Genomic DNA, 14,563 nt, shown 5'->3' with positions numbered 1-14,563 from the left:
GTCTCCACCGCCTGCCCGTTCTGCCTCGTCATGCTGACCGACTCCGTCAACGGCAAGAAGAACGACGGCCAGGCGAAGGAATCCGTCCAGGTCGTGGACGTCGCCCAGCTGCTGCTGGAATCCGTGCGGTCGGAAGTGGAGGAGGATCCCGCACAGGACGAGGACGTGAACCCGCAGCCGGTGTCGTAACCGCCGCCCTTGCCTGACGTGCCAGGCCACGGGTCCTGCCACCTTCCGGGGGCAGGACCGTCGCCACGCGGCGGGCCGACGGCGGCGCCCGGGCGCAGAGCCGGTCCGGGCGCCTACTCCCGGCGCAGGTGGACGTGGATGGTTTTGCCGCGCTGCTCGCCGAGGGGGCGTACGTCGACCTGGGTGGCGAGCTGGTTGACGAGGTGCCATCCCCATCCGCCCTCGCCCTGTTGGCCGGGCGGCCGGGGCCGGGGCTGGGCGGTGCTGGTGTCGGTGACGTCGACGTCCAGGCCGCCGTCGCGTGCCCGGCGCAGTTCCAGTACGCAGCTTCCGGAGGTGTGGCGGACGGCGTTGGTGACCAGCTCGCTGATCACCAGCAGGGCCGTGTCGAGCGCGACGGGTGTGAAGGCGAGGGCCTCGGCGTCGGATTCCGCCAGGAAGTCGCGCGCCGCGCGTCTGGCGTCGGCCGGAGCGCCCGGACCGCTCAGCTCCAGGTGCGGGAGGAGATGCATGGATCGGCTCCGCATGCCTCGACTCCAAGGGCGCACCCGTACTGCGCCCTCCGTGGTGCGTCTGCCCGCTCCGGGCCGGTCCAGTCGTGCGTCCCGGACCGGATGGGCAAGCCGGGTTCGGGCGGCTCCCGGTGTCACCGCTTCTGGGCGGCGTCCGCCAGCACCGCGTCGGGCTGGACCCTGCGTCGTACCAGCTGCTCCGCGATCTCCGTGGGCCGCCGGCCCCTGTGTGCGGCGCAGGCGTGGAGGTAGCGGACCGACTCCTGGGGGGTGAGGCCGGCGGTGGCGGCGAGCATGCCCCCGCTGGCCGTGTCGACCAGGGCCTTGCCGGAGAGGGCCGCCTGGGTGCGGGTGGCGATGTCGTCGGTGGCCAGCGGTTCGCGGACCCAGGTGAGGACGGCTGTGGTCGCGACGCCGGCCAGCGCCCTCAGGAGCTTGATCTCCGCTTCGCCGAGGGTGGTGACCGGGCGGCCGCTGAGCAGGTTCAGTGCTCCCACGCTCTGCTGCCGCGCCCGCAGCGGGAAGGCGTGGGCGCTCTCGTATCCGGCGGCGCGCGCCACCTCCACGAACGCCGGCCAGCGCTGCGCATGATCGGCCAGTGCGTCCGCGTGGACGGGGGCGCCGGTGAGGTAGGCCTCCACGCAGGGGCCCTGGCGGACCTGCGCCTGCAGCTGCTGCACCTCACCCTGAGCCACCTCGACGGCCACGACGACGACCTGCGGGGCCTGAGCGAGATCCTGACCGAGCACACCGAGCACACCGAGGCCCAGCTGGCCCTCGGCATCGACGCTGCCCACGTCGATTACGCACCCGCCGACGCCCCGGGGCCCCCGCCGCCGGCACGCTGATGCTCCGGTCAAGAGTCGACGTACTGGACCGCGTCGCGTACTGCGGCGTAGGCGGAGGGTTGTGCCATCAGTACGCACAGGGTGAAGAGGGTGTCCTCGACGGTGCGGCGGGCGTCGTCGTCGTCGGGTACGGCGCTCAGGCGGACGCGGGCGTCGAAGAAGCGGGCCAGAGCCTGCTCGGCTTCCTGCCGGCTGGGCAGCAGACGTGGCCACCGCCCGGCCCCGGGCGCGGGAGCCGCTTCCCGGGCGGCCTGCACGGCATGGCGCAGGGCGCGCTCCACGTGGACGGGCACCGGTGCGCCTTCCGTCCCGCCGGATCCGGCGGTCATGGCGTGTGCGAGGTCCACCGCGCTCACTCCGGCCAGCTCGGCGGCCGAGGTCAGGACCTGCTCGGCCACACGGGCCGGGCCGGGAATCGTCGCCATCAGCATGCCCAGGGCCCGAGAGACGGCGGGGTCGCGCAGGAGAGGCCGTAGCGGGTCGGTTTGCGTTACGGACACACCGTAGCGGGTGGTGCTTTCCCGCTCCGGTGCGGAAGGGACGGGCGCGTCAGCAGCCATGACGATCACCTCCGACGAGCGCACCCGGGTGCTCGACGCCTTCCCAGTTTACGCCCACGGACGTGAGGCCCTGCGGCAGAAGGGCGAGGGCCCGGCGGCGTCGATGACGGGCCGGGCCCTCGCCCCGAATCAGGCGGTCAGTCGCGGCCAGACGCGGTCAGACGCGGTCGGCTGCGATCAGGACGTACTGGAAGGAGCCGTCCTTGTAGGAGTTGATGAACGCTTCTTCGATGCCGGTGACCAGCGAGGACGTGGCCCGCAGTTCCCAGTACGGGAGGGTGTCCGGAGTCAGGTCGATGACGGCCTGGGGTACGAGGCGGTTGTCGGCCATGGCGCGCAGGTACTCCCGGCGGGAGTGGATGTTGCACTCGAAGTGCGCGTTGATCTGGGAGACCCACTTGGAGGGCTGTCCGTAACGCGGGTTCCAGCAGCCGGTGATGGTGACGTAGCGGCCGCCGACCTTCAGGACCCGGGAGTGCTCGGCGAAGAGGTCGTCCAGGTCGACGTACATGCTCGACTCGTTGTTCCAGGACGCCGTGGCCTGCCCGGTCTCGAAGGGTGTGCCGAGCATGTTGCAGACGCGGGCCCGGACGTGGTCGTCGATGCCGAGCTCGTGGGCGCGCTGGTTGGCGAAGTCGGCCTGCTTGGCGGAGAGGGTGACGCCCTCGACCTTGCATCCGAAGCGCTGGTGGGCCATGACCATCGAGCCGCCGCGGCCGCAGCCGGCGTCCACGAGCGTGTCCTCGCGGCTGATCGGGCCGAGGTGGTCCAGGAGGACCTCGGTCTGTGCCGACTCCAGCCGGTGGAGCTCGGCGATCAGCTTCTTCTCGTATGCGCTGTCCGCCGGGTCGCCGAGGGCGGAGTGGTCGACGTCGCCGATGCCGTAGTGGTGGTGGTAAAGGCCGTCCACGTCACCGAGACGCAGGTTCACCGGCCTGGCTTCGTTGTTCCAGTAGCGGGCGATGTCCCCCTGGTAGGGGGTCGCGGGCGAAGGGACGAACGCGGACGTGGTGGTGCCGGTGTTCGTGTTCGTGCGGGTGCTCGTGCTGGTCACAGAAAGTCCCATCCTTACCAGAAGTCGGGCAGGCTGTAGCGGTAGGTATTGGTCTGGTGCCAGTAGTGGTTGCCGTCGACCCACGCGGCGACTCCCCGCAGGAAGCGCAGCACGCTCGGGACGGGGCAGGCCGCGGCCAGGGCGGCGGCCTCCGCTTCGAAGGCGTGCATGAGGTCGTTGTGGACCTCGACCGCCTTCAGGTAGCCCTCTTTGTCGGAGGTTCCCTCCCGGTCGGCGATCACCACGGGAAGGTTCATGTGCCGTCCGGGGGCGGCCAGTTCCTTGGTGTAGGAGTACAGGTCGTTGACGATGGTGGTGGCGTTGCCGGCGAGCGCGATGACCCGTTGCATGGCGGGCTGGGCGTGCAGGTCGGCCGGGAGCTCGTACCCGCCGACGGTGTCGGTGATGGTGGGACAGGGGCGGAAGTTGTTGAACTGCCGCATGGCCAGGTACTCCCACACCTCGGGGACGTACTCCGTCTGGGCCCATGCGGCCTCGGCGAGGTAGCCCAAGTGCAGCCGGGCCATGTCGTGCCGGTAGCGGTCGGCCTGGGAGGGCGTGGACTGCCGCAGGAAGTACTCCATGGCGGAGCGGTAGGCGCGCCGGGGGGCGTCCGCGTGGAGGGACTCCGCCCACTGCGGCTCGTATTCCTTCGTCGTGTGCAGGGGGTCGAGGGCGGTGTGCGCCAGCAGGAGGCGGCCGCCGAGGCCGATGGGCGAGCCGCCGTGGTCCTCGCAGTAGCAGTCGTCGAGCGCGTTCTCGGCGACCATCAGCCGGGTGGCGACCATCAGGTGCTCGATGGTCGGGGCGTCCGGGTGGCAGGCCACCATGTAGCGCCCTACGTGGAAGCCGTCGAACTGGTTCTCCCAGGCATCGGGGAACAGGTCGACCTCCTCCACCGCCCAGGCCTTGATCCGCCGGCTGACCTCCTCCACCCGCACCGGGTCCGGTTCCGGCACGGGGTGGTGGTAGAGGCCGGGAACGGGGTTGCCGGCCGCCGGAGCCCCGGGCTCCGGGGCCGCCGCGGGTACGGGGGGCTCTTCACGGCGGGCGGCCGGGTGCAGGCCCTGGGTGCCCAGGCCGCTGGGTCCGCTCAGGAGCCGTTGCAGGGCGGGGCTCGGGGCGGGAGGGGCAGGAGGGGCGGTCGGGGCGGTCGGGGCGGTGGATGCCGACGGGACGAAGAGGCCCGGCAGGCCGGCCGGGCCGGGCACCGCGGGCATGCGGGGTACCGCAGGCCCGCGGGGCACGGAGGGCGGGCCCGGCATCGCGGGCCTGCCGGGTACTGCGGGCCCGCCCGGCAGGCTGCCGGACGCGCGGGCCTGGGCGCTGCCGAGGACGTGGGCCCCGAACTGGGCAGCGGCGCCGGGCAGGCTCGACTGCAGAGGGGAAGGCCCGGGCTCGGGCATCCGTGACTCCTTGGTGAGGTCGGTGGTTTCTCCCGGATTCCGGGCGCGCTCGGCCGGCCCGGGAGGGGCCGGGCTGTCGTCGTACGGGTCCCGCCGGCCGGTCAGTCGCTCCGGCGGGCGATCTGGACGTTCTCCAGGACGCCGAGGGCGTCGGGCACCAGGATCGCGGCGGAGTAGTAGGTGGTGACCAGGTAGGAGATGATCGACTTCTCGTCGATGCCCATGAAACGGACCGACAGTCCCGGCTCGTACTCCTCCGGCAGGCCGGTCTGGCGCAGGCCGATGACGCCCTGGTTGTCCTCACCGGTGCGCATCGCGAGGATCGAGCTGGTGTTCTCCTTGCTGATGGGGATCTTGTTGCACGGCAGGATCGGGACCCCGCGCCAGGCCGGGACCTGCTGTCCGCCCACGTCCACGTGGTCCGGGTAGAGCCCGCGGGCGTTCATCTCGCGGCCGATCGCCGCGATCGTGCGCGGGTGGGCGAGGAAGAGCTTGGTGCCGCGGCGGCGGCAGAGCAGCTCGTCCATGTCGTCCGGGGTGGGCGGGCCGGAGTGGGTCTGGATCCGCTGCTTGAAGGCGGCGTTGTGGAGCAGGCCGAATTCGCGGTTGTTCACCAGCTCGTGTTCCTGGCGCTCACGCAACGCCTCAATGGTGAGCCGAAGTTGCTCCTCCGTCTGGTTGTGCGGCCCGTTGTAGAGGTCGGCGACCCTCGTGTGGACGCGCAGGACGGTCTGGGCGATGGAGAGCTCGTACTCGCGCGGCTTCGATTCGTAGTCGACGAAGGTGCCGGGCAGTTCTGCCTCGCCGGTGTGGCCGGCCGACATCGCGATCTCGGCCTCGCCGTGCTTGTTCTGCCGCTGCAGGGGCAGGGAGCTGAACCGGTCGATGTGCTCCTGGAGGTGCGGGGCCCCGGACATGATGCCCGCGAAGTCCGCGCGGGAGAGCGTGAGCAGGGTGCCGGGGGTCTCGGCGGTGGCGGTGTAGTCCCACCGGGCGTCGGAGTCGAGCAGGGCGTTCTCGCCGAACCGGTCGCCGTCGGCGAGTACCGCGACGGAGATCTCGTCGCCGTACTTGCCCGCGGAGGTCTGACTGATCCGACCGTGGGCGATCAGGTGGATCTGGTCGGCGGGAGCACCCCGCTCGACCAGTACCTCACCGGCACGGAAATCGCGCTGCACACAGCGGCCGGCGATCGCCGCCAGCACTTCCTCGTCGTCGAAGCCGCGCAGCAGGGCAAGCTCCCCGAGCTCGCGCGGGATCACCTGGACGCGGGCGCCGTCCTGGACGAACTCGATGGACCCGTCGCCGACGGTGTAACTCAGTCGGCGGTTCACCCGGTAGGCGCCGCCCTTGGTCTCCACCCAGGGCAGCATCCTCAGCAGCCAGCGGGAGGTGATCTCCTGCATCTGCGGGGCGGACTTGGTCGTGGTGGCAAGGTTGCGGGCGGCCGACGTGCCCAGGCTGGACTGCTTGGGCGGATCCAGCTGTGCTTCCGGGCCGGTGTCAACGGTCATCGACGATCTCCTTCATGGAAGGCGGTGATCGACCATCGCTGGTCGAGGCGTACGCTCGTACCGGGCAAGGCGGGCATACCGGATGTACCGGCTCATCAGGCGCGCAGCCAACAAACGTTGACATGCGGCTTGATGTCCGGGAATCCATACAGAAACGTCGAGAACGTAGCAACGGCGGAGCAGGCGTTGCGATGAAGCGGGCGGAAGTGCCTTCGATTCGGTGATCCCTGACGGGGAGATCACCCTCCGGACCGCAGGACGTGTTACAGATCCCGAGCGTGGGCCTGCTCCACCACCACCCAGTCCTGGACGAAACCTCTGGACGACCACTGGACGACACGGCGACTTCCTGACACTCCTCCACGCATTCGAGATGGCGGCGTGCTAAGGATTACGGGCAAGAATGTCCAAAATGGGAGGTATGGGATGATGCGCACCACTCTTCTCCGCGTGACGACCGCGCTGGGCGCCGCGACGGTACTGGCTGTCTGCGGCGCCGGCGCGGCCAGCGCCGACGACGCGGGGCCGGGCCAGTCCGTGGGCAGCTCGGGCATCGGGAACTCGGGCGTCGGTAACGCGGGCGCTTTCAACGACGGCATCGGCAACGCGGGCATCGCCAATGACGGCGTCGGCAACGCGGGCATCGCCAACGACGGCGTCGGCAACGCGGGTATCGCCAACTGGGGCCTGGGCAACGCGGGCATCGCCAACGACGGCGTCGGCAGCCACGGCATCGGAAACTCCGGCATCGGCAGCTCCGGCATCGGCAACTGAGGCAGGCGGGCCCACCGCCCCGCACCACCGAGCCACACGACGCGCCCGCCTGACATCGGGCCGCTCCACCCGGGCCGCCCCTTCCCCAAGCGGCAGGCCCGGGTGTCCGGCGCGGAGCAGCCGACCCGCGACGCCGGCGGACCGCACGAGCATGACCGGCTTCACCTTGTGCACGAGTGCGAGGCCGCGAACGGGTCCCGGAGGGCCCTGCTCCAAGGGTAGCGAGAGCCCTCCGGACTGATCGAGCGATGAACCGTCTCCGACCCGGTGCCGGACGGGGCAACGGCGCGGTAGGCGGGCCGGACGCGGTAGACGCGGGGGCGGTGCGGGCCCCGGTAGAGCACGCCTTTGCGTTCCAGCGCCATGAGCTGATGCGCGACGGGGAGGTGCTCCTGAGGTGGACGCCTTGGGCGATCTCCGGCATCGGGGGCGGGTAGCCCTGGCGGGCGACGGTCTGCTCAGTGAAGGGCGACGGCGCTTCAGCCCTCTTCCAGATCATCAACCCGGGGTATCTGAGTCGAGCACGATCCTCACGACCAACGTCGGTACCGCCGACTGGGCAGCCGCCTTCGGCGACGCGACGACAAGGCACCCCGAATCACGTGGGAGTGGGCTGACGCCATGCCATTCTCCACCCCAGGCTGAGCTGTCGCGCTGGACTTGGAGCACAGGAACACAGCCTCCTCACGACTTTGTCTCGACGCCCAGGGTGCTGTCGGTGCTCCTGGGCACCGCGCTCGGCGGACCGCTTGGAGCTGGCCTCGGCGCGGTCGGCGCGCTGCGCCTGTCCGGTGCGGGCATCGCGGTGGTGGGCCTGATCGCCGCCTCCACGCTGACTCTGCGGGCCGCGCGGACGTGCCACGAGCCGGCGGCGGGGACCGCGGAGCCGGCCCGCGCGGAGCCGGCGGCGGGGACGGACGCAGAACGAGAAGCAGGGGCGCGACCATAGTCCCAGCGGGTAAAAGCCTGAGCCGCCTCGAGCCTGATCAGCAAGATACAGGCGGTGTCCCGCGAGCTGCTTATCGCGCTCAGAGGCTTCCCAATGGAGCAGTCAACCGTTGTGAGTCAGTTCCAGTAGCCGAGGCTTCCCGCACGGATGGTCCGCACGGCGAGCACTGGGTTCATGGGTTCGATGAGGTGGTCAACGGCGACGGCCACAAGGTGGGCTGGGGCGTCGGCGTGCAGCAAGGCACCTACGTACTCGAGGGCCTGCGCCGGAGTCAGAATCGGCAGCCTCTGGCGCAGGATGCGTACCGCTTGCATGCGTCCGCGTATTGCGGCAGCTTCACGTATCTCGTCGTGTAGATCGTCCACAGAGGTGCGGACGGCCTGCCCACGGATGCGAACGCGGTAGTCAGCCTCCCAGGCTCCCTCAATCTCAGAGACCACTCCAATCTGGTGCAACCCTCCGTCGAGGCGGTCGACCAGGTAGGGGCCGTGGCCCGCCAACATCGTGTCCGGGTCCCGAGTGCGGGCGTACTCCTCGGACTGCCAGTACACCTTCCAGACCAGCTCGTGTTCCTCTGTATGCACCACTGTTGTGCGCATCGTGGCCACGCCCCGAGCCGCCCACTCCTGGCTCTCGCGGTCCAGCTCTTCCTCGACCATACGAACCGCGGTCTCTCGCTCGATCACGTTTGCAGCATCCCCTATAGAACCGGCGGTGACCAGCAACTTTCTGGGCCCGCAGTGACAAGTCCCCTCGCTGGCAAAACGGCTAGTAGGGCTTCATCAGGTCGTAGGAGGGCTGGCGAACTCGCTGCGTGTCGGGTCCGGTTGGAGGAGTTCGCCTCCGTGGTGTTCACGCCGCTGGCGTGGCGGGCGGCGGCCGCGGTGCGGCCCGAGGTGTGGGTGGTGGAGACACCGGCTTCCCCAGCCGGTCCGCGACCTGTCCTCCACGGACCACTGCGGGGGACCTCGTACGTGGGCCGGGGCAGGGGCTCGCCAGGGCCCATGGCAGGCTCATGCCGCATGATCGATGAATTCGCGAAAGACACCCTGCACGGTCGACTGCGGCGGGACCGCGAGGCACTGCTCTGGAAACTCGACGGCTTGTCCGAGTACGACGCCCGCCGGCCTTTGACGGCGACCGGGACCAACCTCCTGGGCCTGGTCAAACACGTGGCCACCGTCGAGGCCCGGTACTTCGGCGAGGTCTTCGGCCGCCCTTTCCCGCAGCCGCTGTCCCGGTGGCAGGACTCCGACGGCAGTGATCTGTGGGCGGCCGAGGACGAGACCCTTGAGCAGATCGTCGCGTTCTACCGGCGCACGTGGGAGCACTCCGACGCGACGATCAACGAGCTTCCCATCGACGCCCCCGGCCACGTGCCGTGGTGGCCGGAGCCGCACGCCGAGACCAACCTGTTCACCGTCATGGTCCACGTCCTCGGGGAGTCGATCCGGCATGCCGGGCACGCCGACATCCTGCGCGAGGGACTCGACGGCCGGACCGGGTTGCGCCCCGAGCACGAGAGGCAGATCGACGAGGAGGCCCGTGCGGCCCACTGGACGAGGATCGAGCAGGCCGCCAAGTCGGCCGCAACCCCGACGACTTAGTGGTCGGCTCTCGAAGTCCTTCGGGGGTTGACGCTGAGGGAGCTCTCGTGCCAGGTGGTGGCGTGGAACCCGGCCGAAGGGCGAGTTGACCTTCAAGTTGGATGAACGTCGACAATCGGGGCCATGGACGGCACCACGGAACTACTGAGCATCAGCGCCTTCGCGCGGCGGGTCGGTCTCGCTCCGAGCGCCCTGCGTTTCTACGACGACTGCCACGTTCTGCGGCCGGCGTGGGTTGACGGGGCGACGGGATACCGCTTCTACAGTCCTGCTCAGGAGGCCCGTGCCGCTCTCCTGCGCAGTCTGCGGGAAGCGGGACTGCCGCTGGCTGAGGTCACCATGGTGCTCGACGGACCCGAGCGCGAGGGCCGCGAGGTGCTGGAGCGGCACTTGGAGAGGATGCGGGACCAGACGCAGACGGCCGAGGCCGCCATCGCCGTGGTTCTACGTTCCCTCTCGACTGCCGGCAGTACCACTGAAGCGCGAATCGGCGGCGTGGAGTTGGCCAGTGCGGTACGCCAGGTGGTGGCGGCCGCCGCCTCCGACGTGGAACTCCCCGCGCTGGGCTGCGTCCTCATCGAGATCGATGACGGCGAGGTTCGTCTGGTGGCTACCGATCGCTATCGCCTGTCGATGCGTGTCCTGAGGCCGGCGGCGCTCGACGGAGGTTCCTGCCGCCTACTGGTGCACGCGGCTGACCTGATCGAGTTCGGGCAATGGGCGGCGCGAGTCCACGAGGTCACCATCCAGGTCGGACCGGACGGCGCCCGAGCACGCAGCACGTCAGAGTCCCGTTCCCTGGTAACGACCGATGGCCTGTTCCCTGCCTACCGCGAGATGCTCTCGGCCCTGGCCCCGCCCGAATACCGCGTGATCGTGGATCGCCTGGCCCTTCGCGACGCAGTCAACAGCCACACAGACGCTGCACGCATCGCTCTGAGCTTCGCCGGCGACGAGCTGGTCGTCTCTCTTGCCGACCACTCCAACGCCGCCATCCTGCCTGCGGTCTGCCATGAAGACCTGCCCCAGCGGATCGGTTTCGATCCCGCCGTCCTGGCTTCCGCTCTGGAGGCCAGTGTCGGGCCCGACGTTCTGCTGGAGATCTCCGCCGTGGATCGGCCTGTCGTGGTGCGTTCCGCGGACCAGGGCAGCTTCACCACGTTGATCATGCCCGTCGCCCTCAGCACCTCCAGCTGATTCTTCCCCAACACCGCATCCCCATCACTTCAGGAGAACCGTGACCGACCCCGAGAACATCGTCGTGCAACTGTGCGCGCAGGGTATGCAGGCCGAGGCCGAAGGACGAGATGTCCGGGCACAGGACCTGTTCCTTCAAGCGTGGGAAGCGGCCGAGGACGACTACGGCGCCTGCATCGCCGCGCACTATCTCGCCCGGCACCAGCCGACCCCGCAGGAGACTCTGCGCTGGAACCACGAGTGCCTGAACCGGGCCGATAAGGTCGGCGACGAGCGTGTCCGCGGCTTCTACGCCTCACTTCACGGCAACATGGCCCGGGCCCACCGGGACCTGGGCCAGATCGAGCAGGCCCGCGAACACTTCGAGTCCGCCGCCAAGCACATCGACGACGTCCCGGCCGGCCCCCACCAGCAATGGCTCCGCTACCGCATCGCCGCAGGACTGCGTGCCACCGCTCGGCCCGCACCGCAGCACCACGAAGACCCGGTCGGTGAACTCCTCACCACGCTCTGCGCGCGCGCGGACCTCGAAGCCCTGAGTCTGCTGCTGCCCCCGTACATGGGCAGCCTCGGCACACCCGAGGACGAGGAACGCATCACCACCGCCCTGCGCATGCTCCATGCCGAGCGTCGCCTTCCCGACGACGAGCAGGCCGCCCTCAGCCACGCGATCAAGGTCCGGTCCGCCGCGTGAGCGCCCCCGAACTGCGGTGACACGCGAGACACGCGTGTAGGCCACCGGCCGCCTTCCTGAGAGCCGACGAACCTTCAACGATCACGACGGCCCGCCGACCTGACGGTCGGCGGGTCGTCAACATGCCGGTCACTACCGCTCTTCCTGCCTCCTGAAGATCCAACGATGTGGAAGGAAGAGCGGGGGACAGTCGAAATCATTCAGGCTGATCAGCCTGTCGCAGGATCCGGGGGACAGGTACGTGGCCATACGCGCTGCCGTGGCGGTGGTGCTGACCGCCGCCGAGCGCCACCGGCTGAAGAGGATGGCTTACGGGCACAAGACTCCGTACCAAGCCCGGCAGCGTGCCGCAGTCGTCCTCCTGGCGGCACGCGGCCGGGGTAATGCCAGGATCGCCGCCGAGACCCGCCTGCACGTGGACACGGTCCGGACCTGGCGCGGCCGGTTCGCCCACGGCGGGCTGACGGCCCTGGCCGACCGCAAGCGCCCCGGACGCCCCGCCCGGTTCACCCCCGTGCAGGTCGCCGAGGCCAAGGCACTGGCCTGCCAGCTGCCCGCCGAGACGGGCGTGCCGCTGTCGCGCTGGTCCTGCCCGGAGCTGGCCGCCGAGCTGACCGCGCGCGGGATCACCGATACCGTCTCCGCGTCCACGGTGCGCCGCTGGCTGCGCGAGGACGCGCTCAAGCCCTGGCAGCACCGGTCCTGGATCTTCATCCGCGACCCGGACTTCCGCCCCAAGGCCGCCAGGCGCGCTGCCGCTGCCATCCGACCCTGGCCCCGGGCCGGGCCCGGTCGATGCGCGTCAACCACGAGTATGGCCGCGGCGGTGCGCTGGCCTACCTGGCCGCCTACGACGTCCACCGCGCGAAGGTCTTCGGCCGCTGTGAGCCGAAGACCGGCATCGTCCCCTTCATGGCCCTGGTCACCCAGGTCATGACCGCCGAGCCCTACGCGAGCGCCAGACGCGTCTTCTGGATCGTCGACAACGGTTCCTCCCACCGGGGGAAGAAGGCCATCGACCGTCTGACCAAGGCTTTTCCGAACACGGTCATGGTCCACACCCCCGTGCAGGCTTCCTGGACCAATCAGATCGAGATCTTCTTCTCGATCGTCCAGCGCAAGGTCGTCCAGCCCAACGCCTTTACGGACCTCATCCAGGTCCGGGACCGGCTCCGAGCCTTCGAAGACCGCTACAACGCCACGGCACAGCCGTTCCCGTGGAAGTTCACCACCTCCGACCTGGACGATCTGCTGGCCCGGCTCGACCGACACACACCAGCCGACCGACAAGAAGAATCCTCCGTCGCCCTGGCAGCCTGATCAACCCCCGAAGGACTTCGGGAGTCGACGACTTAGCAGCGGTTCGGTCCGCCCCCGCAGGCCGCCGAATGCAGTCGATTTCCATACAGGTGACGTGTGCGTCGCGGCGTCGATCGATCAACTGCGGTCCAGATCGATCAACGGGGCCCTCCGTTCCGGTCAAGCCCACCTGGCGTACGCGAACTGACTATGCTCGCCTTGCGTGTTGCGCTGCTCACTGCGAGTCAAACGCCGCATTGCGCGGGGACGAAGCCTGGCCGCAGAGAGGTGTGACCACCGATGCAATCTCGAACCGAACGGTCGGGCGTACTCATGGTCGCGTCCGCGCCCGTCCGGGCGAGGACGCGACCGTTCTTGTCCGCGCACCGCAGCACGCCCAGTCCACTCATTCCAGACTGTTTAGGACCCTTCGATGGTTCGTGCAGGTTCAACCGCTAGAGCGCTGCCCCGTGCAATGGCTCCAGCATGGCTCATCCCCCCCGGCGTTCTGGCCGGGGCCAGCGCGGTGGCGCTGCTCTACGGCCCCCCGCAGATACGCACGCCGGTTGCCTGGTGCGGCCTCGTCGCGGTCGTCCTGACGGCCCTCACCTCAGCCGAGACGGCGCGCAGGGGACGCTCGGCGGAGGCGGCCCGCTACGCCCGGGCGAATGCCGACGTACAGCGGTACTACGCGCAGCGCGAGAGCGTGCTGCTCGCGCGCCTGTCCGATCAGCGCGCCACCACCGTATGGCTCGCCGAAGAGCTCCTGCCGGCGGCGGTCGCCCGCATGCAGAAGGGCGAGCCCGCTTCGGAGATCCTGCAGTCCGTCCCCTTCGGCAACCACCTCGACAGCGAGTTCGCCGAAGCGCTCCGGGCGGCTCTGCGCACGCTCCTGGAAGCCGTGGACGCCGAGGAGCGCACCCGGGAGTCGTCCCAGCGGGCCCTGGTGGCGATCGCCCGTCGGGTCCAGGCGATCGTGCACCAACTCGCCAAGGACCTGCGGGACATGCAGATCCTGCACGGTACGGACGTCGTGGTCTCCCACGGTCTGCAGGACATCGACCACCGCAACGCGCTGATCGGGCGGCTCGCGGCCAGCATCGCCGTACTGGGTGACGCCCGGCCCGGGCGCCAGTGGTCGAGGGCGATCCCGCTCTACGACGTCATCCGGGGCGCCATGTCACGCATCGTGGACTACCCCCGCGTGAAGTTGCAGTCGGTGACGGAAGTGGCCGTGATCGGCCCGGGAGCCGAGCCACTGATCCACCTGCTCGCCGAACTGCTCGACAACGCCACGACCTTCTCGCCTCCGCACGCCCCGGTCGAGGTGACCGCGAGCGAGGTGCCCTCCGGTATCGCGATCGAGATCGAGGACCGTGGGGTCGGGCTCACCGAAGAGGTCCGCCAGCGCGTCGACCGGATCATGGCGCAGGCAGCGTCCGGCAGCGGTCTGGCGGACCTGGGCGAGGCGACGCAGCTCGGCCTGCCCGTCGTCAGCAGGCTGGCCCGCGAGCACGGCCTGGACGTCGAACTGCGCACCTCCGCCTACGGAGGGGTGCGGGCCGTCGTGCTGGTTCCGCGGCGCCTGATCACCCCGGTTCAGCAACCCGCCCAGAAACTCCAACCGTTCGCGCCGAGGCCCACGGGCGCACCGTTCGCGCCGAGGCCGACGGGCGCACCGACCGTGCCGAGGCCGACGATGACGCGCGATGCCGCAGCAGACTCCGTCGAGGTGCCACAAACCGTCAACGGCCTGCCGCAGCGGCGGCGCGAGTCGCCCGTCCCGACACCGGTCGTCCGTACGGCCCCCACACCCCCCACCGCTCCGGCCCCCACCCCGGGCGTGGCCGGCACACCCCGGCAACCGGGCCTGATGTGGGAGGCGTTCAGCGGCGACAACAGACCGGTCACGGGATCTTCCCAGCAAACCAGCGAGCCATCAGACGAGGGTGAGTAACCG

The 14,563-nt window shown here is 69.9% G+C and carries 16 protein-coding genes and 1 pseudogene; 9 read left to right on the top strand and 8 right to left on the bottom strand.

What is annotated here, in order from left to right; genetic code table 11:
- Positions 1 to 189: hypothetical protein (locus tag AC07DU_RS31905; protein ID WP_479039393.1), on the top strand; the 189-nt coding region annotated here is incomplete at its 5' end.
- A 113-nt stretch (positions 190 to 302) separates the two neighbouring features.
- On the opposite strand, the gene AC07DU_RS31900 is transcribed toward AC07DU_RS31905, so the two are convergent.
- The 6 genes from AC07DU_RS31900 to AC07DU_RS31875 form a co-directional block, all read right to left on the bottom strand.
- A complete protein-coding gene (locus tag AC07DU_RS31900; protein ID WP_360893527.1) occupies positions 303 to 701 on the bottom strand; it encodes an ATP-binding protein in 399 nt (132 codons plus the stop codon).
- Between the two features lie 134 nt (positions 702 to 835).
- A complete protein-coding gene (locus AC07DU_RS31895) occupies positions 836 to 1,498 on the bottom strand; it encodes a GAF domain-containing protein (RefSeq protein ID WP_479115272.1) in 663 nt (220 codons plus the stop codon).
- A gap of 59 nt (positions 1,499 to 1,557) precedes the next feature.
- Complete coding sequence (locus AC07DU_RS31890; protein WP_479115269.1) at positions 1,558 to 2,049, bottom strand: DUF5133 domain-containing protein; 492 nt, start codon at positions 2,047 to 2,049, stop codon at positions 1,558 to 1,560.
- A gap of 217 nt (positions 2,050 to 2,266) precedes the next feature.
- Positions 2,267 to 3,175, bottom strand: coding sequence for a geranyl diphosphate 2-C-methyltransferase (locus tag AC07DU_RS31885; RefSeq protein WP_479115267.1), 909 nt, complete (start codon positions 3,173 to 3,175; stop codon positions 2,267 to 2,269).
- Between the two features lie 2 nt (positions 3,176 to 3,177).
- Positions 3,178 to 4,569, bottom strand: coding sequence for a family 2 encapsulin nanocompartment cargo protein terpene cyclase (locus AC07DU_RS31880; RefSeq protein WP_479115265.1), 1,392 nt, complete (start codon positions 4,567 to 4,569; stop codon positions 3,178 to 3,180).
- Positions 4,570 to 4,670: 101 nt separating this feature from the next.
- Positions 4,671 to 6,083, bottom strand: coding sequence for a family 2B encapsulin nanocompartment shell protein (locus AC07DU_RS31875; RefSeq protein WP_360893545.1), 1,413 nt, complete (start codon positions 6,081 to 6,083; stop codon positions 4,671 to 4,673).
- A gap of 426 nt (positions 6,084 to 6,509) precedes the next feature.
- On the opposite strand from AC07DU_RS31875, the gene AC07DU_RS31870 reads away from it, so the two are divergent.
- Positions 6,510 to 6,857: a hypothetical protein gene (locus tag AC07DU_RS31870; protein ID WP_453373130.1), complete on the top strand. Its 348-nt coding sequence runs from the start codon at positions 6,510 to 6,512 to the stop codon at positions 6,855 to 6,857.
- Positions 6,858 to 7,114: 257 nt separating this feature from the next.
- Here AC07DU_RS31870 and AC07DU_RS31865 read toward each other — a convergent pair.
- Positions 7,115 to 7,311 (bottom strand): annotated as a pseudogene (locus AC07DU_RS31865) (LexA family protein); the annotation flags it as partial.
- A 264-nt stretch (positions 7,312 to 7,575) separates the two neighbouring features.
- On the opposite strand from AC07DU_RS31865, the gene AC07DU_RS31860 reads away from it, so the two are divergent.
- Positions 7,576 to 7,806, top strand: coding sequence for a hypothetical protein (locus AC07DU_RS31860; RefSeq protein WP_479115263.1), 231 nt, complete (start codon positions 7,576 to 7,578; stop codon positions 7,804 to 7,806).
- A 116-nt stretch (positions 7,807 to 7,922) separates the two neighbouring features.
- Here the strand turns inward: AC07DU_RS31860 and AC07DU_RS31855 are convergent, their stop codons facing one another.
- The gene (locus tag AC07DU_RS31855) at positions 7,923 to 8,492 is read right to left on the bottom strand and encodes a YrhB domain-containing protein (protein ID WP_479115261.1); all 570 of its coding nucleotides are present in this window, start codon (positions 8,490 to 8,492) and stop codon (positions 7,923 to 7,925) included.
- 336 nt (positions 8,493 to 8,828) lie between these two features.
- Here AC07DU_RS31855 and AC07DU_RS31850 point away from each other — a divergent pair, with 336 nt between their 5' ends.
- From AC07DU_RS31850 to AC07DU_RS31825, 6 genes are all read left to right on the top strand, one after another.
- Positions 8,829 to 9,413, top strand: a complete 585-nt coding sequence (locus AC07DU_RS31850; protein WP_479115259.1) for a DinB family protein — start codon at positions 8,829 to 8,831, stop codon at positions 9,411 to 9,413.
- A gap of 123 nt (positions 9,414 to 9,536) precedes the next feature.
- On the top strand, positions 9,537 to 10,610 hold the full coding sequence (locus tag AC07DU_RS31845) for a DNA polymerase III subunit beta family protein (RefSeq protein WP_479115257.1): 1,074 nt from the start codon (positions 9,537 to 9,539) through the stop codon (positions 10,608 to 10,610).
- Between the two features lie 40 nt (positions 10,611 to 10,650).
- Positions 10,651 to 11,304 (top strand): hypothetical protein, encoded by a 654-nt coding sequence (locus AC07DU_RS31840; protein ID WP_479115255.1) that lies wholly within the window; start codon positions 10,651 to 10,653, stop codon positions 11,302 to 11,304.
- Positions 11,305 to 11,545: 241 nt separating this feature from the next.
- Positions 11,546 to 12,241 (top strand): helix-turn-helix domain-containing protein, encoded by a 696-nt coding sequence (locus tag AC07DU_RS31835; RefSeq protein WP_479115253.1) that lies wholly within the window; start codon positions 11,546 to 11,548, stop codon positions 12,239 to 12,241.
- Positions 12,136 to 12,624 carry a transposase gene (locus AC07DU_RS31830; protein ID WP_479115276.1) on the top strand — a complete coding sequence of 163 codons (489 nt, stop codon included), beginning with the start codon at positions 12,136 to 12,138 and terminating at the stop codon, positions 12,622 to 12,624. Before AC07DU_RS31835 ends, AC07DU_RS31830 begins: the two co-directional genes overlap by 106 nt.
- Positions 12,625 to 13,078: 454 nt before the next feature.
- Positions 13,079 to 14,560: an ATP-binding protein gene (locus AC07DU_RS31825; protein WP_479027201.1), complete on the top strand. Its 1,482-nt coding sequence runs from the start codon at positions 13,079 to 13,081 to the stop codon at positions 14,558 to 14,560.
- The last annotated feature ends 3 nt before the right edge of the window (positions 14,561 to 14,563 follow it).

This window comes from Streptomyces sp. NPDC045695, from assembly GCF_056432025.1.
The sequence above is the reverse complement of the archived record's forward strand: the minus strand, read 5'-3'. Positions and strand labels throughout refer to the sequence as shown.